The 18,871-nt window shown below is 69.0% G+C and carries 16 protein-coding genes and 2 pseudogenes; 15 read left to right on the top strand and 3 right to left on the bottom strand.

What is annotated here, in order from left to right:
• The first annotated feature begins 268 nt into the window (after positions 1 to 268).
• The 10 genes from O7620_RS00580 to murF all read left to right on the top strand — a co-directional run bounded on the left by O7620_RS00580 (position 269) and on the right by murF (position 9,856).
• Positions 269 to 511, top strand: a complete 243-nt coding sequence (locus O7620_RS00580; protein ID WP_278121206.1) for a DUF6284 family protein — start codon at positions 269 to 271, stop codon at positions 509 to 511.
• A 136-nt stretch (positions 512 to 647) separates the two neighbouring features.
• On the top strand, positions 648 to 1,442 hold the full coding sequence (locus O7620_RS00575) for an ABC transporter permease (protein ID WP_278121205.1): 795 nt from the start codon (positions 648 to 650) through the stop codon (positions 1,440 to 1,442).
• A 99-nt stretch (positions 1,443 to 1,541) separates the two neighbouring features.
• The gene (locus O7620_RS00570) at positions 1,542 to 3,728 is read left to right on the top strand and encodes a cell division protein FtsK (RefSeq protein WP_278121204.1); all 2,187 of its coding nucleotides are present in this window, start codon (positions 1,542 to 1,544) and stop codon (positions 3,726 to 3,728) included.
• A gap of 141 nt (positions 3,729 to 3,869) precedes the next feature.
• The gene (locus tag O7620_RS00565) at positions 3,870 to 4,121 is read left to right on the top strand and encodes a hypothetical protein (protein ID WP_278121202.1); all 252 of its coding nucleotides are present in this window, start codon (positions 3,870 to 3,872) and stop codon (positions 4,119 to 4,121) included.
• Positions 4,118 to 4,414 carry a hypothetical protein gene (locus tag O7620_RS00560; RefSeq protein ID WP_278121200.1) on the top strand — a complete coding sequence of 99 codons (297 nt, stop codon included), beginning with the start codon at positions 4,118 to 4,120 and terminating at the stop codon, positions 4,412 to 4,414. The genes O7620_RS00565 and O7620_RS00560 overlap by 4 nt, the downstream gene beginning before the upstream one ends.
• Positions 4,414 to 4,659, top strand: coding sequence for a hypothetical protein (locus O7620_RS00555; protein ID WP_278121199.1), 246 nt, complete (start codon positions 4,414 to 4,416; stop codon positions 4,657 to 4,659). Before O7620_RS00560 ends, O7620_RS00555 begins: the two co-directional genes overlap by 1 nt.
• Before the next feature lie 30 nt (positions 4,660 to 4,689).
• Complete coding sequence (locus O7620_RS00550) at positions 4,690 to 5,664, top strand: bifunctional DNA primase/polymerase (protein WP_278121198.1); 975 nt, start codon at positions 4,690 to 4,692, stop codon at positions 5,662 to 5,664.
• Positions 5,661 to 7,220: a hypothetical protein gene (locus tag O7620_RS00545; RefSeq protein WP_278121197.1), complete on the top strand. Its 1,560-nt coding sequence runs from the start codon at positions 5,661 to 5,663 to the stop codon at positions 7,218 to 7,220. The genes O7620_RS00550 and O7620_RS00545 overlap by 4 nt, the downstream gene beginning before the upstream one ends.
• A gap of 562 nt (positions 7,221 to 7,782) precedes the next feature.
• Complete coding sequence (locus O7620_RS00540) at positions 7,783 to 8,184, top strand: hypothetical protein (RefSeq protein WP_278121195.1); 402 nt, start codon at positions 7,783 to 7,785, stop codon at positions 8,182 to 8,184.
• 274 nt (positions 8,185 to 8,458) lie between these two features.
• Positions 8,459 to 9,856 (top strand): UDP-N-acetylmuramoyl-tripeptide--D-alanyl-D-alanine ligase, encoded by a 1,398-nt coding sequence (gene murF, locus O7620_RS00535; RefSeq protein WP_278121193.1) that lies wholly within the window; start codon positions 8,459 to 8,461, stop codon positions 9,854 to 9,856.
• Between the two features lie 3 nt (positions 9,857 to 9,859).
• Here the strand turns inward: murF and murC are convergent, their stop codons facing one another.
• Positions 9,860 to 11,230, bottom strand: a complete 1,371-nt coding sequence (murC, locus tag O7620_RS00530; protein WP_278121191.1) for a UDP-N-acetylmuramate--L-alanine ligase — start codon at positions 11,228 to 11,230, stop codon at positions 9,860 to 9,862.
• 190 nt (positions 11,231 to 11,420) lie between these two features.
• Here murC and O7620_RS00525 point away from each other — a divergent pair.
• Positions 11,421 to 12,205 (top strand): annotated as a pseudogene (locus O7620_RS00525) (transposase family protein).
• Between the two features lie 2,040 nt (positions 12,206 to 14,245).
• Positions 14,246 to 14,386 (top strand): hypothetical protein, encoded by a 141-nt coding sequence (locus tag O7620_RS00520; protein ID WP_278121189.1) that lies wholly within the window; start codon positions 14,246 to 14,248, stop codon positions 14,384 to 14,386.
• Between the two features lie 8 nt (positions 14,387 to 14,394).
• Here the strand turns inward: O7620_RS00520 and O7620_RS00515 are convergent, their stop codons facing one another.
• Positions 14,395 to 15,858 (bottom strand): NF041680 family putative transposase, encoded by a 1,464-nt coding sequence (locus O7620_RS00515; protein WP_278121188.1) that lies wholly within the window; start codon positions 15,856 to 15,858, stop codon positions 14,395 to 14,397.
• Between the two features lie 154 nt (positions 15,859 to 16,012).
• Here O7620_RS00515 and O7620_RS32015 point away from each other — a divergent pair.
• Positions 16,013 to 16,594, top strand: a pseudogene (locus O7620_RS32015) (PQQ-dependent sugar dehydrogenase); the annotation flags it as partial.
• A gap of 83 nt (positions 16,595 to 16,677) precedes the next feature.
• Positions 16,678 to 17,346, top strand: coding sequence for a PQQ-dependent sugar dehydrogenase (locus O7620_RS00500; protein ID WP_278121186.1), 669 nt, complete (start codon positions 16,678 to 16,680; stop codon positions 17,344 to 17,346).
• A 91-nt stretch (positions 17,347 to 17,437) separates the two neighbouring features.
• Here O7620_RS00500 and O7620_RS00495 read toward each other — a convergent pair whose 3' ends face one another.
• Positions 17,438 to 17,872 (bottom strand): VOC family protein, encoded by a 435-nt coding sequence (locus O7620_RS00495; RefSeq protein WP_151492093.1) that lies wholly within the window; start codon positions 17,870 to 17,872, stop codon positions 17,438 to 17,440.
• 103 nt (positions 17,873 to 17,975) lie between these two features.
• Between O7620_RS00495 and O7620_RS00490 the strand changes: the two genes are divergently transcribed.
• The gene (locus tag O7620_RS00490) at positions 17,976 to 18,869 is read left to right on the top strand and encodes a septum formation family protein (protein ID WP_278121185.1); all 894 of its coding nucleotides are present in this window, start codon (positions 17,976 to 17,978) and stop codon (positions 18,867 to 18,869) included.
• The last annotated feature ends 2 nt before the right edge of the window (positions 18,870 to 18,871 follow it).

Genomic DNA, 18,871 nt, shown 5'->3' with positions numbered 1-18,871 from the left:
GCTGAACGGCGACAGCCGCTCAACCTCAGCCGGGCCGACGCCATCGCGGAGTGCCGCAACCACCGCCGCAACCACCGCGTCACGTGCAGCTTCATGAGCAGCTTCGGTACGCCGGTACCGCTTCGTAGCTGCTGACAGCTCGTCTCGCGCATCGCTCATCGGACCAACATACCGCTACCCCCTTGCGCAACAGACCCGCGTATCGCTACCTTGTTGCGCAACAGAGGCGCATATCTAAGGGCGCCAGATCAGTCAGAAGGGACACGAAGTGACCGAGTTGAACCACCCCCCGGAGATCGAGCCGAGCGGGGCTGACCTCGCAGAGATCGAGCAGGAGTTGCCGCTGATCGAGGCTGAGGTTCTGCTGCTCGACGCACAGATTGTCGCGCTGACCGGTGATGCCGGTCCGACTGAGTTGGACTGGCAGCGGCTTCGTCGGGCGCAGCGTCGGGTGCTGCGGGAAGCGCGTGCCCTGCTCGCCGTTCGCTCGGCCGCCGACCAGGCCGCGTAGACAGGGCCACCGTGAGCCGTCGATCCCTGCCCCCCTGCCCCGCTGACGGTGACGGGTGCGGCACGAACCTGCTGGCTCTGCAACAAACCCTGTTCTCGCTCATCTACCGCACTGACGCATCGGAGGGACACCTGTCATGACCGCCCCCACGCTGTCGGCCTTCCCCCGGCCCGTCGAAGACCTGATCCCCGCCGCCCGAGACCTGGCCGACCAGCTCGGCGAGATCCCGTCGCGCAACCGCATCAAGAAGGAACTGCGGGTCGGCGGTCCGAAGGCAGACGCGATCCTCGCCGCTCTGGCCCGCACCGACACCCCGCCGGCCGACACCGAAGCCACTACGGACCCGGCCGACACCACCCCAGACCCGATCGCCGACCTGCCACCGGCACCGGACGTCCCACCGGCCGCCGACCACGGCTCGCCGGTCGTGTCGGAGCAGGCAGAACCCGCCGCAGACCTGGGCACCAAGGTCGCCTTCGAGGCCGACCAGACCGACTCTACGGACAACCGGCGCGCGGTCGCCTGGCCGGTGGTGCTGCTGGCCCTGCCCGCGTTCGTCGCGATCTGGTCCGGGTGGGTCGGCCTCGGTGGACTCACCGGGTTCGGCATCGTGCACCCGCTGCCGGGCATCTGGGACAGCTTCTCCATCAACAGCGCGATCACGCTGCCGATCGGGGTGGAGACGTACGGCGCTTACGCGCTCTACGTGTGGCTGTCCGGGCGGGTTCCGGAGCGGGCACGCCGGTTCGCCAAGTGGTCCGCCCTCGGCTCCCTCGCCATCGGCGCACTCGGCCAGGTCGCCTACCACCTGCTCGAAGCCGCCGGAGTTACCTCGGCCCCCTGGTGGATCACCACCGCCGTCGCGTGCCTCCCGGTGGCGGTGCTCGGCATGGGTGCCGCCCTCGCGCACCTGGTTCGCACGCACGACTAGTTCCGCCCGGCGGCACGGCCCTCGTGGCCTCGACAACCCGTGCCGTGCCGCCGGCCCTCAACCCCCGACCCTCACGGATCAGATGGAGGAACACCCATCATGACGTCCCCCCGAGATGATGACCGATTCGACTGGCAGGCCGCCGAAAACGACCTGACCGGACCGGATGCCGACGTGGTGGACCTGGACGCCGCCCGGTCCCGCCGGCAGGCCCCCACCCCGCCCGATAACGACAACGACCCGGCCGACGCTGGCCCTCGCCTGGTGGACTCGCCGGCCGCGCAGCGGTCGCCGCGGTTCACGGTGGCGGGGTTGCAGGACGCGAAGCGGCGGCCGATCGTGCCGGCGTGGCTGCGCTCGCGCGCCGAGCTGCGCGATGCCGCGCGGTGGACGATCGGGCACCTGTTCCACGCCGGAGCGTTTCACCTGACCCGCACCCCGAAGTACGCCGGGAAACTCGCGTGGCGTGCCCCGCGCGGCGCGGCCCGGCTGCTCGGCGGGTGGGGGCGGTGGCTGTTCGACCTGCAAGGCGAGCACGTGCGTCAGTTAACGGCGGACAAGGGCGACGCGGAGATGTACCTCAAGGTGTCGCGGCTGCGTGACCAGCGGGTGCGGTGGCGCGGGTTCATCACGGCCGCCGTGGTGCTCGGTGTGCTGCCGGCGCTGGGCATCGCCTACGCCCTCGCCCCGGCCGAGGCCCGCTACGCCACCCTCGCCGCGCTGCTGGCCGCCCTCGGTGCGCTCGGCCGTCCGGCGGACAAGACGCTGCTCGACACCGCCGTGGTCGTGCCCCGCGTGCAGAAACTCACCTCGGATGTGGTGGTGCGGGCGTTGGGCAACCTCGGTATCACCGGCATCAACCAAGCGCTATCCAAGGGCGACCGGGGCAAGGACTGGTTCCCCGCACCGATCACCCGCGACGGCCCCGGCTGGCGCGCGGACGTGGAACTGCCCAACGGCGTCACCGCCACCGAGGTCATCGAGAAGCGGGAAAAGCTCGCCGCCGGCCTCAGCCGGCCGCTCGGGTGCGTGTGGCCCGAGGGACAGCCCGAGGTGCACCCCGGCCGACTCGTGCTCTGGGTCGGCGATCAGGACATGTCCAAGGCCCGTAAACCGGTGTGGCCGCTCCTCAAGGCCGGCAGCGTGGACCTGTTCCGACCGCAGCCCTTCGGCACCGACCCGCGCGGCCGATGGGTCGACCTCACGCTGATGTTCATGGCCATGGTCATCGGTTCCATCCCCCGCATGGGTAAGACCTTCACCCTGCGGGAAGTCCTGCTCATCGCCGCGTTGGACCCGCGTGCGGAGATCCACGCCTACGACCTCAAGGGCACCGGCGACCTGTCCGCCCTGGAGCAGGTCGCGCACCGCTACCGCGCCGGGGAAGAAGACGAAGACATCGAATACGCGGTAGCCGGCATGCGGGAGCTGCGCGACGAGCTGCGCCGCCGCGCCAAGGTGATCCGCGACCTGCCCCGCGACCTCTGCCCCGAAAACAAGGTCACCCCCGAACTGGCCTCGAAGAAGTCCCTCGGGTTGCACCCGCTGGTCATCGGGGTGGACGAGTGCCAGAAGTGGTTCGAGCACCCCGAATACGGCAAGGAACTGGAAGCGATCAGCACCGACCTCGTCAAGCGCGGCCCGGCGCTGGGCATCATCCCCGTGTTCGCCACCCAGCGGCCCGACGCCAAGAGCCTGCCGACCGGCATCTCGGCGAACGCGTCGACCCGGTTCTGCCTCAAGGTGATGGGGCAGACCGAAAACGACATGGTCCTCGGCACCTCGCAGTACAAGCAGGGCATCCGCGCCACCATGTTCGCCTGGACCGACAAGGGCACCGGCTACTTCGTCGGCGAGGGAGCCGACGCGAGAATCACCACCACCGTCAACATCGACGGCCCCCTCGCGGAGAAGATCGCCGCCCGCGCCCGCACCGCCCGCGAGGCCGCCGGGCGGCTGACCGGGCACGCCCTCGGCGAGCAGCCCGCCAAGGTGCAGGCGCTGTCCTACAACCTGCTCGACGACATCGCCGCCGTGGTCCCCGCCAGCGAGGCCAAGGTGTGGTGCCGCACCGTCGCCGCACGGCTGGCCGAGCTGCGGCCCGAGGTCTACGCCGGGTGGGACGGCGAGCAGGTGACCGTGGCGCTCAAGCCGTTCGGGGTGAAGGTCGGCCAGACCTGGGGCACCGACACGGACACCGGCAAGGGCGCCAATCGGGGCGGCTTCGAACGCGCCGCCATTATTGCCGCGATAGCGGAGCGTAACCGGAAGCGGGACGCGAGCTAACCGGAGATCGGTCCTAGGTCTAGGAGCAGGCACCTCCTAGACCTAGGACCGCCCCTAGGACGCCATCCCAACCGTGATCAGGACGCTAGGCATCTAGCGGCCTCCCCCAACCACACCCGAAAACCGGCCCTGGAGGCTGTCATGGACCCCCGCGACCTGCTAGCCACCGCCCCCTGCCTCATCCTCGCCGCACTCACGCTCGGTTACCTCGCGTTGTGTGTGGCCGCGCCGTTCGGACGCTGCCGCACCTGCAAGGGCACCGGCCGCAAGCGCTCCCCGCTCGGCCGGCTGCGGCGAGAGTGCCGCCGCTGCGCCGGAACCGGGCTGCGGCTGCGCGTCGGCCGGCACGCCATCAACCACATCAAAGACGAGTACCAAGCGGCCAAGCGATGAACCGCCGACCACGCGACGGGCACACCGAGTGGTGCGGCAAGGACCACCGCTGCGGCCTCGGTGAGCACCGCTCCGAAGAGATCTTTGTCGACGTTGCCGGTCGCTCCCGCGCGGTGCTGGTGCGGGTGCGTACCGCGACCGGGCGGGAGCACGCCGAGGTGCGCGTCAGGGTCGCGCTCGCACCGGGCGAACTGGCGGCGCGACGGCAGTTGGTCGGGCTGCTCGGTGACCTGCGCCAGGCCGTCACCCGCGCCGCCATCGCGGCCCGGCCCCGACCGAGGCGGGCCGCCTGATGCCCAGCCTCAACGGCCTCGAAGTGTGGCTCATCGGCACGCCCACCGAGCTGAACGCCGCCACCGACGCACTAGCCGAGGCCGGGCACGTGGTTCAGCGCGGCACCCGCCACACGCTGACCGGCACTGACACCGGCCGCTACCGGCTCTATCTGCGACTCAGCGTCACCGCCGGGCGGCAGCGGCCCACCGGCGGCGCGCTGATCGACCTCACGGCCGCCCGCGCCGCCCGCCGCCCGGCCTGACCTATCCCCCCGAGCCTTGGGAGATGCCCGATGTCTGACCTGTTGACCGCCGCGCTCGCGCACGCTGCGCGCGGCTGGCACGTCTTCCCGCTGCGCCCCGACGATCAGCCCGACAACCCGGATGCGGCCAAGCGGCCCGCGTTCCCGAACCGCTGCACCGCCGGGCACTGCCCCCGCACCGATCCGCGCTGCCGCGCCGCCGGCCGTCACGTCGGGTGGGAGGAACGCGCCACCACCGACCCCGCGCGCATCCGCCGGGCGTGGTCGACCCGCCCCTACGGGATCGGCATCGCGTGTGGCCCGTCCGGGCTGGTCGTGGTCGACCTCGACGTGCCCAAGCACGCCGACGACACCCCGCCCCCACGGTGGGCCGGGGCGTGTGACGGCCTCGACGTGTTCGCCACCCTCGCCGCTGCGCATGGCGGGATCGACGCCACGTACACCGTGACCACGGCCAGCGGCGGCAGTCACCTCTACTACCGCCACCCCGCCGGACCGGCGTTGCGCAACACCACCGGCGACCGGGGCGGGCTCGGGTGGAAGGTCGACACCCGCGCGCACGGTGGCTACGTCGTGGGCGCCGCAAGCACCGCCGCCGGGCACCCGTACGCGGTGGCGTTGGACTGCGACCCCGCGCCGCTGCCCGCGTGGCTGGCTGGGCTGCTCGCCCCCGCCCTGCGCACCGCGTACCGGCCTGCCCCGGTGGCGCTGCCGCCGGACCGGCGCGGCGCGTACCTCGCCGCCGCGATCCGCCGGCAGGTCGCGCACCTCACCGCCGCGCCCGAGGGGCAGCGCAATCACGCCCTGTTCGCCTCAGCGGTGGCGCTCGGCCAGCTCGTGGCCGGGGGTGCGCTTACCGACGCCGACGTGACCGCCGTGTTGGAACCGGCCGCGCTCTCGCTCGGCCTGCCCGGCGGGGAGATCGCGCGCACGATCGCGTCCGGGCTGCGTACCGGAGCGAACAACCCGCGCACCCTCGCCGGGGTAGGGAGGGCAGCGGCATGACAACCCGGTTGCAGATCGGCTCCGGCCCCGAAACCATCCGCGTCCTCAAAGCGGCGCTGGTCGACGGGCTGCTACCCGACACCTACGTATCCGCCGGTTCGCTCGTGCACATGGAAGCCGTGTCCGGTGGGCTGGCTACCGCCGCTGACGAGGACTCTCCGCTGCCGGTGTCGGCCAGCATGGTCAACCCTGCCGGGTTGGCCGGGTTGCTGGCCGAGCACGCCTACGTGTACCGGCTCAAGACCCGCAAGAGCGACACCGGCGACCCCGAGGTCTACGAAGACGAAGTGACCCCACCTCGGGACATCCTGTCGTCCGTGCTGGCCGGCAAGACGTGGCCCGGGGTGCCGCCGCTGCGCGGGATCATCGGTGCCCCGGTGCTGCGCCGGGACGGCACCCTGCTCCAGCAGCCCGGTTACGACCCGGCGACCGGCCTCTACCTGGCGTCCAAGGTGGCTTTACCCCCGGTGCCGGACGAACCGACCCCGGAGCAGGTCGACGAGGCGCGCGCGTTCCTGCTCGGCCGGTTCCTGCGGGACTTCCCGTGGGCTTCCGCGGCCGACCGGGCCAATTACGTGGCGCTGCTGGCCACGCCGATCCTGCGGCACTTCACCCGATCCCTGACGCCGTTCGCGTTGATCGACGCGACCATGCCGTCATCGGGTAAGACGATCCTGACGGCCGGGCCGGGGATGCTCTACGGGCAGCGGGTCATGACCTGGGCCTACTCGGACGAAGAGTTGCGCAAGTCGATCACGGCGGTGCTGGCCGAGCAGGTGGGCGTGGTGATCTGGGACAACCTGGCCGAGGGCACCGTCATCGACTCCGCCGTGCTCGCCCAGCTCGTGACCTCCGGTGTGTGGTCCGACCGGCAGTTAGGTGCGTCGCGCAACGTCGCGACCGTCAACGATCGGTTGTGGATGGCTACCGGCAACAACCTTCAGGTTGGTGGGGACATGGCTTCCCGGACGGTGCGGGTGCGCCTCGACCCGGACATGCCCCGCCCGGAGCTGCGCGACCAGCGCGGGTTCGGTATCCCGCACCTTGACCAGTGGATCACCGACCCGGCGAACCAACTCACCGTGCTGTGGCATCTGCTGGTGCTGGTGCTTGACTGGACACGCCGGGGAGCGCCCCGAGTAAGCGGGTTGTCGATGCGGCAGTTCACCCCGTGGGCGCAAGCCCTCGGCGGGTTCCTCGCCCATCACGGCATCGACGGGTTCCTCACCAACGCGGCCGACATTCGTGAGATCGATGAAGACGAAACGCGCTGGCGCGCGTTCCTCACTTGCTGGCACGACCGCCACGGCGGCCGTGCGATGACCGCCGCCGAACTGCGGCAAGACGGCGAGCCGATGCACCTCGGCAGCGACGTGAACGACCCGTGGGACGGGCAGTTCATCACCACCCACAACGGCCGTCTACCCAACCCGCTGCAACTCGGCCGACTGCTCACCGGGCAGGCCGGACGGTGGCGCGGTGAGCACGTCGTCCGCGCCGGCCGCAACGACCGGGGCGACCGGTCCGTGTTCTGGGTCGAGCAGCACGAAGGGTGAAACCCGCTGAACCATCTCCGCATCTCCGCAACGCCGCACCGACCCCTCACCACCAGGGGAAACACCCTGCGGAGATCCGAACCAAGAGGAACATCAATCTCCGCATCTCCGCAACCAACTGCGGAGATCCCGGCTCTTTGCGGAGATGACCCCTCACCACCTCCGACCATCTCCGCAAGCATTCGCCCAGCTCACAGGCATGTTTGCGGAGATCCGGAGATGCGGAGATGGTTCAGCCCCTCCCGCAACGAGCGCCGACCACCGCGACCGATCCGCGCAGACCGGCCCGCTGAGAGCCCACGAGCCGACCCGACACATCACCTAACACCAACCCGCGCGAGATCTTGGCCCTACGACGCTCTCAGCGGGCCACGCTATAGCCCTCATCGATACGCCCGCTCCAACCTCTAAATGACCCTGGCCCAGCAAGAACGCCCACCACCGGCGCTCTCAGCAAGCCCCGTAGGCGTTTCCGGTGCACGATGACAGCCGGCGAGCGAGTGCAGGCGAAGCACCTCCCAGGGGCACCGGACATCAAAAGGCGTTGATACACTCCGCGCCCATGAAGACACGCTCCGTAGCAGTGACCGCGCTAGCCCTCTCCCTGACGGCCTCCCTCGCCGCGTGCGTCAAGTCAGCCTCGTATGACGAGCGGATGGAGTACCTACGCACGGTGGCTCAGCGCGGCGCCGATACCCACGCCCTCATCAAGAGCCAGGAGTCCACCATTGATAAGGAGCGGTGCGAACGCGCCTACGAAGGGCTCAACGACAACGACGCGCCCAACGTCGAGAGCTACGACAACCGGGAAGGCTTCCTGAATCAGATCAAGGAGTTCTTCGTCGACAGTTGCGTCAGCGGCAAGCCGAAGCCAGTGCCGGGAGACCCGATCCCGAGTGAGAGCAGCAACCCGACTGCTCCATCGTCGTCCGCACCAGTTCCGCAGGCATCCCCGTCCACCTAGAAGGCTTGCTACCGCAAACGGCCCGTGGTGCCACGCGTGGTGCGGAACCGCGGGCCGTTAGGGCAATACAGAGCAACTGTAGAAGGGTTCTACGCAGCTCAGGAAGCCTGTGAAACCACAGCCGCCGATGCGAATACCACTTCTAATCCCAAGGTCGCAGGTTCGAACCCTGCCGGGCGCACAGGTACCTCCCCCCGGGTTTGATCTCAGCAACACCGGCCGATGGATCGGGCACAGTATTGGTCCGGCGCGGTAGGTTCACCTCGTGCTGCCGATGACCCTCGAAGAGATCTCAGCCGCGATCGGCGGAGCCGTCCACGACGCCCCCGACACGGTGATCGTCACGGCCCCGGTGGTGTTCGACAGCCGGCGCGTGGAGCCCGGCGGGATGTTCGTGGCGCTGCCGGGTGAGCGCGTCGACGGGCACGACTACGCCGCCCAGGCGGTTGAGGCCGGTGCGGTAGCGGTGCTGGCGTCACGACCGGTCGGGGTGCCGGCGGTGGTCGTCGAGGACGTGCCTGCCGCCTACGGACGCCTCGCCCGCGCGGTGGTCGACCGGCTGCCCGAGACCACGGTTATCGGTGTGACCGGCTCGGTAGGCAAGACATCGACCAAAGACATCCTGGCGCAGGTGCTTCCGGTGTTCGGTCCGACCGTCGCCAACCGTGGATCGAACAACAACGAGCTTGGGTTGCCGTACACGGTCACCCGCGCCGCCAACGGCACCCACTATCTCGTCTTGGAGATGGGCGCACGCGGCATCGGACACGTGGCCTACCTGACCCGCATCGCCCCGCCCGCCGTCAGCGTCGTCACCCGTGTCGGGCACGCGCACCTGGGCGAGTTCGGTTCGGTGGCGAACATCGCTCAGGCCAAGGGTGAGATCGTGGAAGCGCTGCCCGCAACGCACGACGGCGGTCTCGCGGTGCTTAACGCCGATGATGAGTTGGTCGCCGCGATGGCGAGCCGCACCCGCGCCCGCGTACTCACCTACGGCATCGACAACCCGGCGGACGTGCGGGCCGAGAACGTGACATTGGACGGGCTGGGCCGCGCCAGCTTCCGGCTCGTGCACGACGGCCAGACCGCCGAGGTGCGGTTGCGCCTCTACGGGCTGCACCAGGCGTCCAACGCCCTTGCTGCCGCGTCCGTCGCTCTCGGGCTGGGCCACCCAATCGAGGCCGTGGCTGAGGCAGTTTCTCGCGCCGAGGCCGTGTCGCCAGGCCGGATGCAGGTCACCACCCGCGCGGACGGGGTGACGATCATTAACGACGCCTACAACGCCGCGCCCGACGCCATGCGCGCCGCCATGCGCGCCCTGCACGGCATGACGAGAGACGGTCAGCGGGCAGTCGTCGTGTTGGGCGAGATGGCCGAGTTGGGCGAGCACGCCCCGCAGGTGCACCGCGAGATCGGCCAGCAGGTGGCCGAGATCGGCGCCGGCTGGCTGGTGGCGATTGGCGGGACGGACGCCGACCAGTACGCCGCCGGGGCCGCCGGCAGCGGCACAGTGGTTGATCGCGCCGCGGACGTGGCGCAGGCGTGGGAACTGCTGCGCAGGGGGGTACGACCGGGCGATGTCGTGTTGGTGAAGGCCTCGAACAGCGCCGGGCTCCTCGCGCTTGCGGACAAGCTGATCGAGGAACCCGGCGCTGTCACCGCCCAGGCGTAGGGATCACGCGGACAACGCGACCTCGGAACGCTGGCTCAGGGCGTCCAGGATCACCGCGCCGTAGCCGGTCACATCACCGGTGCCCATCGTCAGCACCACGTCACCGCGACCAGCCATCCCCCCGACGATCCGGGCCACATGATCCGCGCCAAGCGGCAGGCAGTATTGACCGTCACGCAAGTGAGTCACGATGACCGTTGCGTCGGCCGCCGGCCGCACCTGAGGCACGGTGCCGTGCACGTCGAGCAGCAGGACGTAATCGGCCTTGTCCGCCAGGAGCCGGCCGATCCGCGAACTGAAAGCCAGCACCCGGGCATGCCCGGACGGCTGGAACACCACGATGACCCGGCCGCGAGCCAAGGTGCGCGCGGCTTCCAGGTCGGCGGCGATCTCCTTCGGATGGTCGGCGTAGGAGTCGACCACCGTCACGCCGGCCCGAGTGTCGACGTGCTCGAAGCGACGGCGTACCCCCGAGAAGGTGCACGCCGCGCCCGCCGCATGGGTGGGGTCCAGGCCCAGGGCCACCGCGCACGCCACGGCCCCAACCGCGTTCTCCAGGTGGTGCGCCGCCGGGGTCGGCAGAGTCAGCCGCACCGTCGTCCCGTTCGGCATCCGGACCGACGCCGAAGCGCTCCACCCCTCCGCGTGCACATCGAGCAGGCAGATATCGGCCGTGCGGCTCCGGCCGTAGCGCAGCACCGTCAGGTCAGGTCGCTCGTCAGCGATGACTTCGGCGGCCACGTTCGCGCCGACGCAGTCAGCGTTCACGATCAGGAACCCGTGATGAACGATCCGGGAGCCGAACTCGACGTAGGCACGCATCACTGCGGCGTGGTTGACGAAGTTTTCCGGGTGGTCGTCAGTGACGTTGGTGATGATGGCGATCGACGGGGTGAGGAAGTGGAACGATCGGTCCGACTCGTCGGCCTCTGCGACCAGCAGGCGAGACCCGCCGAGACGGGCGCCAGAGCCCGGGCCGGTCAGGTCAGCCCCGATGAGGTAGGTCGGATCCTCGCCGAGGGTGCGCAGGATGTGGGCCAGGATGGCGGTCGTGGTGGACTTGCCGTGTGAGCCGGAGACCGCGACGAGCCGCCGGTTGGCGCTGAGCGCGTCGAGAGCCTGCGCCCGGTGGACCACCGGGATACCGGCGGCACGGGCCGCCTCGATCTCCGGCGCGTTTTGGGCAACCGTGGTGTAGACGACGCAGCTCGCGCCCTGCACCTGGGAGGCGTCGTGCCCCACGTGCACCCGCACGCCCACGACGGCCAGGGCCGCAAGTGTGGCGGAGTCGTTCAGGTCGCTGCCGCTGACCTGGTGACCCAGTTCGGCCAGCAGCCGGGCCAGTCCAGACATGGCCGACCCACCGACGCCCACGAAGTGCGGGCGGGAAAGGTCAATGGGGCCGGTGTAAGCCTCGGTCGACGGGTTACCAGTGAGCCTTTTCCAAGCTGATCTTGCAGGTCAGGGCGGGTGCGGGTGCGGTGGGCCCGGTGATCGATGGGTGCGAGGCTCCAGGTAGGACAGCTGTCGACCAAGACTCGAAGCCCCCATCGGGAGCCTCGCCATGCTGTCCTACCCCGCCACGATTCCGTTGTCCAGCCGCACCCTGAACCACCTGGCCGAACGCATCCGCGGTCACCGTCAGCAGCGCCGATCACGATGGCGCCGCCTCGCACCCGGCCGGCAGGCGCTGCTGGCTCTGGCCCATCTCCGTAACGGCGACACCTACACCCGACTCGCGGCCGGCTTCGAGATCGGCGTCGCCACCGCCTGGCGCTACGTCCAGGAGGCGGTAGCCCTGCTCAGCTCGGCAGCCGACGACCTGGACACCGCGATGCGACGCATCCGGCTACTGGCGTACGCGATCCTTGACGGCACGCTGATCCCGATCGACCGGATCGCCGAGCAGAAGCCCTACTACAGCGGCAAACACAAACGCCACGGTGTGAACGTGCAGGTCATCTCCGACGCCGCCGGCCGGCTCGTGTGGGCATCACCGGCACTGCCCGGCTCGGCACACGACCTGAGCGCCGCCCGCCATCACGGCATCATCGACGCCCTGACCAGCGCGGACGTGATGACCTTCGCCGACAAGGGCTACCAGGGCGCCCACAGTAGTGTCCGCACCCCGTTCAAGCGGCGCGCCGCTTCCGGCCAAAGCTGTCACGCAGGCAGAAGGCCGTGAACCGGGCCCACGCGAAGATCCGCGCCCGCGGAGAACGAGCGATCGCCACACTCAAGACCTGGAAGATCCTGGTCAAGCTGCGATCCTGCCCACGCCGAGCCACCGCGATCGTCCAGGCCACCCTCGTCCTGCACCACGTCGAAGCGAACCGCCACGCAGGATGAAAATGGCTCATTATGAGCGCCCTTACCGAACTCGTCGCCGGCCGCCCCTGGCTACCCACCGCCGCAGCGACCACCTGACTAGTCACGGGGTGTCAAGGGTCGGGCCACTCTCTGGCACATCGAAAACAAGATCCATCACGTACGCGACGTGACGTTCCGTGAAGACCTCCACCAAGCCCGGACAGGCACCGGACCCGCCGCCATCGCAACGCTACGTAACACCGCGATCGGCTGGCACCGCACCACCGGCGCGACCAACATCGCCCGAGCCACCCGCCAAGCCAACCGCCGATCACACGACCTGATCACCGCCATGACCAGCAGTTACCCGACAACGCAATAGCCCTGCCGCAGATCCGCGTTCTCCGCCCGCAACACCGCGTTCTCCGCCCGCAATCCAGTGCTGTCCCGCTCCAACTCTCTCCGCGCCTCCAACCCGGCAAGCCGCTCAAGCAACTCGACGATGGACGGCGCTCCAGACAGCCCACCATGATCCAGGCCAGACAGCGCAGATCAAGCCAACCCGCCGACGAGAACCTGATCAGTCGCCCAGGGAAGAACCAACAGCAATGCTGGTCAGAGCCGAGCCCGCAGGATGGCGGGGCAGCCTGTGCCGACGACCGGTTGACCAGCGTTACCGTTTGATTCTGGGCTGAAACTACGCCGGGCCTTAATGCCGTGGAGATGCTGCCCGTGGATACGGGTTGGTGTTTCGGAGGACCGATCCGTATGCGGGGTAGCTAGCTCCCTCCCTGTTTGGTGCGCTTGCAGGCGTTGGGGCGCTACTCCTCGAACGAGCTATATCCGCCAAATTTAGCGTGCGTTGTGGATATGGAGCGGCTATCTCACGCTGGCGAGAAGGACGAGAATGGCTGGGAGCCGAATACCCCGCCCCCCCGTAACCCGCCGACATCGACGCAGCAGACGGCACCACAGAAGAAGACGGAGCGTAAGCCGAATACCCCGCCCCCCCATAACCCGCCGACATCGACGCAGCAGACGGCACCACAGAAGAAGACGGAGCGTAAGCCGAATACCCCGCCCCCCCATAACCCGCCGACATCGACGCAGCAGACGGCACCACAGAAGAAGACGGAGCGTAAGCCGAATACCCCGCCCCCCCATAACCCGCCGACACCGACGCAGCAGACGGCACCACAGAAGAAGACGGAGCGTAAGCCGAATACCCCGCCCCCCCATAACCCGCCGACACCGACGCAGCAGACGGCACCACAGAAGAAGACGGAGCGTAAGCCGAATACCCCGCCCCCCCATAACCCGCCGACACCGACGCAGCAGACGGCACCACAGAAGAAGACGGAGCGTAAGCCGAATACCCCGCCCCCCCATAACCCGCCGACACCGACGCAGCAGACGGCACCACAGAAGAAGACGGAGCGTAAGCCGAATACCCCGCCCCCCCATAACCCGCCGACACCGACGCAGCAGACGGCACCACAGAAGAAGACGGAGCGTAAGCCGAATACCCCGCCCCCCCATAACCCGCCGACACCGACGCAGCAGACGGCACCACAGAAGAAGACGGAGCGTAAGCCGAATACCCCGCCCCCCCATAACCCGCCGACACCGACGCAGCAGACGGCACCACAGAAGAAGACGGCGCACTTCGAGGGGCCGGCCGTAGATGGGCGGGCACCGGCAATTGCAGCGTCTCTACAATATATTGCTTAGTTTCATCTGGCAGACCGGAAAAGATCTCTTGATTCTCAAGCCCAGCCATCGTATCGCGAAATACCCCAAATTCGATTCTGGGTTCTTCTCTGAATATCCAAACCGACATCTGGTCGGGCCTGGGGGTATTCTTATGATAGTCGACATATCCGTGGATGAGCCCGGGGAGCCGAATTCTCTCCATTTCTGATGCGGGCATACTTTTCTCCTCCTAGTGCGGTTGAGGCCCGTCCCTGGTGTTCAATCTCGTAGCGCCCGCGAGGGAATCCTTCTCGAACCGGCCACTTGGGGGTACTCCGACGACTGCCAGGGGGAACGGGGTTCATTGATACAACGTGGATTTACCCCGTGAAGGTTCACCGCCAGGGAAGGTCACAGAAGAGCCTGCTCGCGAGCACCCCTGCCCATCCCCGCGAGCAGGGCATGAAGGACTCGGCCCATGAGGTCGTCCCGGACGCGTTGCACTGCCAGCGCGAGCACGTCGCCTAACTTGATCTTTAACCTGTGCGGCGTGGCCGGGGATTGACAGTCTTCGTCTTCTTTGTGGCCGATGTTTTGGCGTTCGTGGTGGTCGCGATGTGGACGTCGTATCGCGGGGTGGGGTGGGTGTTGCGGCGGCCGGGTGGTCGCCCCGGGCCTGGCCGGGCGGGTTTGGGTGCACCGGCCGGGCAGGTCGCCTTCGCGCGGAGGTGCCGAAACCCTCGGCGGACGCGGGCGGGTGACAGGCGCTGCGGTGGTGCGGGTTGCTCCCAGGGGCGGCGCAGGTCGGCGGCGAGGGCGCGGGCCAGACGGAGCTGGGTGTGGGCGGCGAGGATCAGCCAGGTCCATAGGTCGGCGGCTTGCGGGGTGCGGATCTTCGGGCAGGTCCAGCCGAGGGTCTGTTTGAACAGGCGGAACGTGTGTTCGATGTCGAAGCGGCGTAGGAACGTCTGCCAGAGCAGGTTCACGTCATCCGAGGTGGCGTCGACGCCGGACCACCACAGCCACACCGGCTTCGGTGTAGCGCCGCTGGGTAGGTGGTCGACTTCCAGGCGGATGACGGTCCCCTCGATGACCGGCAGTACTTTAGCCGCGGCGGTCCAGGCGGATCGGTGGGTCAACCGAGGGTGCAACCGGTCCCAGGCGCGGGCCCACGCCGTGCCGTAGAGACGGGTGTCGGCGACAGTGGCCGCGTCCGGCTCACCCCAGGTGGCGAGATCACCGAAGACGAACTCGCCGCCGTGGCGGGGCGGACGGCCGACCGTTCCCGGCCGCCGAGGCGGCACTGCCCGACGCAGCACCCGATCCGATCGCATTCGCGCGAGGACCTGCACGGGCAGGTCACGCAGGAGGAACGCCAGTCGGGGCGCGTCGTAGCCGGCGTCGGCCACGACCAGGATCTCCGCGTCCCCAGCCTGCCACTGCCCGGCCGCGATCAGACGCCCCACGATGTCTCGCAGCTGCCCAGCGGTGACCGTGGCCGCGTCGTCGCCAGGCGCCAGCCGCACCGCGTCCAACGGTGCGGTCCACGAACTACGGCCCGACTCCAGGGCCACGACCATCGAATACGGCCAGCCCGGGATCATGATGGTCTGATCCTTGCCGCGTCCGTAGGTGTGACACAGGATCCGCTGTGGTGAGGTGTGCGCGTCCGGCCGCAGCCAGCAGGTGATGTCCACCGCCAGGACGAGACGGCCGTCAGCTGCCCGGGGCAGCGGCACCCCAGCGAGAGCGGTGCGCAACCGGTCAATGTCCAACTTCCCGCAGGCGAGGGCGTCATACAACGCCCCGTGACCCCGGCGGTGCTCACCCACCAGCGACAACTCCACCAGCGACCGGACCGGCCCGTCGGCGCACAACACCGCGTCGGTCAGGTCGAACAACGCGTCAGCCCGAGCGGTCAAGCAGTCGTAGAACTCCCGCCGGAACCGGTCCAGGTCCCCAACGGCATCAGCCGAACCACGGTCATGCACACTGATCACCAGAACAGCCCTTGGTTATTGATGTTCTTCCCTAGACAAGAAGATCATCAACCAAGGGCTGCTTCCGTGATCGTTCGGGGTCCCCGCAGGACCTCAGAGGGTTAAAGATCAAGCTGAGGTCCTGTACGTCAACGCCCGCGACGCCGCCGGCAACGTGTCGCAGGCCGGCACCACCGTCTCGATCACGCCGCCGCCGTGTCAGGCCGACACGCAGGCACCGACCGCGCCGACACAGCTCACCGGCACCGCGGCGGGCACCACGGTGACGCTGCGGTGGACGGCGTCGACCGACAACATCGGGGTCCGGGGGTACGACGTGTACCGCGGCGGCGTGAAGGTCGGCACGGTCACCGGCGCGCCCCCGGCCACCACGTTCACCGACACCGGTCTGGCGGCGAACACCGCGTACCAGTACTACGTGGTCGCCCGGGACGCGCAGGACAACGTCTCGCCGCGCAGCAGCACCACGACGGTGACCACCGGCGCCGCGTGCGGCAACCCGGTGTGCGGGGTACGACAGGTCACGACCGACACCGACATCCCGTGGGGACTGGTGACGTTGCCGGACGGCAGCGTCCTGTACAACCGCCGGGACGCGCACGACATCATCCAGCTCAACCCCACCACCGGGGTCAAGACCAACCTGGGCACGGTGCCGAACGTGCAGAGCACCGACGGTGAGGGCGGCCTGTTGGGCCTCGCCATCTCGGCCAGCTTCAGCAGCGACCGCTGGCTGTACATCATGCACACCTCGCCCAGCGACAACCGCGTCGTCCGGATCCGCCTGAGAACGGCCGCCTCAACACCGCCAGCGAGCAGGTGCTGGTCAGTGGCATCCGGCGGAACAAGTACCACGACGGCGGTCGGCTGCGGTTCGGCCCGGACGGCAAGTTGTACGCCAGCACCGGCGACGCGCAGAACGGCGCGTACGCCCAGGATCGCTCCGCGCTCGAAGGCAAGGTCCTGCGCCTCAACCCGGACGGCACCGTCCCCTCGGACAACCCGTTCGGCAACTACGTGTGGAGCTACGGTCACCGCAACCCGCAGGGCCTGGCGTTCGACTCGCAGGGCCGGCTGTGGGAGCAGGAGTTCGGCAACTCGATCATGGATGAGACCAACCTGATCACCCGGGGAGGCAACTACGGCTGGCCGGCGTGCGAGGGCACCAGTGGCACCTGCGGCACCGCCGGGTTCATCGCGCCGGTGCGCACCTACCCGACCGCGGAAGGATCCTGCTCCGGCATCACGATCGTGCGGGACGCGCTCTACGTGGCCTGCGCGCGGGGTGCCCGCATGTATCGCGCGGCGATCAGCGGCAGCAGCCTGACGAACGTGCAGACGTACTTCAGTGGCACCTACGGCCGGCTACGCACGGTGGAGCCCGCTCCCGACGGAGGGCTGTGGTTGACCACCACCAACCAGGGTGACAAGGACAGCACCCCGAACAACAGCAACGAGCGCGTTCTGCACGTCACGCTCGGCAACTGATCGGCGGCCTCCTCCGGCGCGGGCGACAGGTCGCGTCCACGTCGGAGGATGGCCCGGTGAAGAAGAGACGGCGCGGTGACCCCGCTGCCTCTCAGGCTGCGGATGCGGCGACGCAGAACTCGTTGCCCTCCGGGTCGGCCATCACCACGTGGTGCCGGTCGACCTCCTCCAGGATCGTCCCGCCCGCCTCGACCAGGCGGAGAGCTTCGGCCATGATCCGCTCCCACCGCTCGTCGGGGCCGCCGTGCACCGGCACGCGAATGTCGATGTGCAGGCGGTTCTTCGCCGTCTTGGGCTCGGGAACGTTGAGGATCGACAGGCGCGGGCCGACACCGTCCGGGTCACACAGCCACGCGCCGTGCTCGGGGAGGTCGTCCTCCGGCAGGTCGAACTGGGCGAGCCACTCCGCCCGCGTCGTGAAGGGCGGGGGCGGCGGCTCGTCGATGTAGCCCAGGGCGGTCTTCCAGAACGCGCCGAGCACCTGCGCGTCGGTGGAGTCGAGTGTCAGATCAATCCTCGCTGCCATGCCCGGAACATAGCGCTCACCTCCGACGGTCAGCGTGCTCACTCACTGGTCGCGGTGGTGCCTTATGCTGCGCGCGTCGGCACGGGGGCACGGGGAGATGGACATGCGACGCCAGGTCACGGCAGCGGTTGCGGCTGCCTTCGTCATGGTGGTGGCGGCGGGCTGCGGCACGCCGGCCGGTACGGACGGCGATCTGTCCGACGACTGGCGGCCGATGGCTCAGGCGGAGCAGTTCTCGCCGAAGGCGGGCGAGTGCCACACGATCTCCGAACCGACCGCGTACCTCACCAGCTACGCCCCGGTGGACTGCGCGAACACCCATCTGGTGGAGACCTTTCACGTGGGCACGTTCACCGGCGCGCTGGCCGCACGAACCTCGCCGCCCAAGGTGGAGTCGGCGACGATGCGGTCGACGTTCGCCGACTGTGACACGCGTGCCAAGCAGTTCGTGGGTGGCGACTGGCGCGATGCCCGACTGTCGGTGCAGGTCGCACCGGCGTCGCCGGCCGGCTGGGCGGGCGGTGCCCGCTGGTACCGGTGCGACATCTTCGAGGTGGACGAGGTCAACGGCCCGAACGGGGAGTCCGACGCCGCGATCCAGCGGCTCGGTTCTCTCCGCGATGCTCTGGCCAAGCGCTCCGGTCTGCTGCTCAGCTGCATGAACGAGGACAAGTGGGGCATGCTGCGGCCGGTCTCCTGCACCACCGGGCACCAGTTCGAGTACGCCGGCACCTGGACCGCGCCGGACCGCTCCTGGGGGGACGCCACCAGGGACGAAGCCTCCGTCCACTCCGCCTGCCGGGCGGTCATCGCCCGGTTCGCGAAGGTGCCGGTGGACGCCACGCTGCCCTATCGCACCGGTACCGCGTACCGGTTCCCGAACCGGCTTCTGTGGGAGCGGGGTGACCGGGGCATTCGCTGCTATTACTGGTCCGGCGGCACGTCGGTCAAGCGGTCGATCGCCGGCGGCGGCACGGCGGTGCTGCCGGTCCGCTGAAG

It is taken from the genome of Micromonospora sp. WMMD710, assembly GCF_029626045.1.
GTDB lineage: Bacteria > Actinomycetota > Actinomycetes > Mycobacteriales > Micromonosporaceae > Micromonospora.
This window is presented reverse-complemented; position numbering and strand designations above follow the sequence as displayed.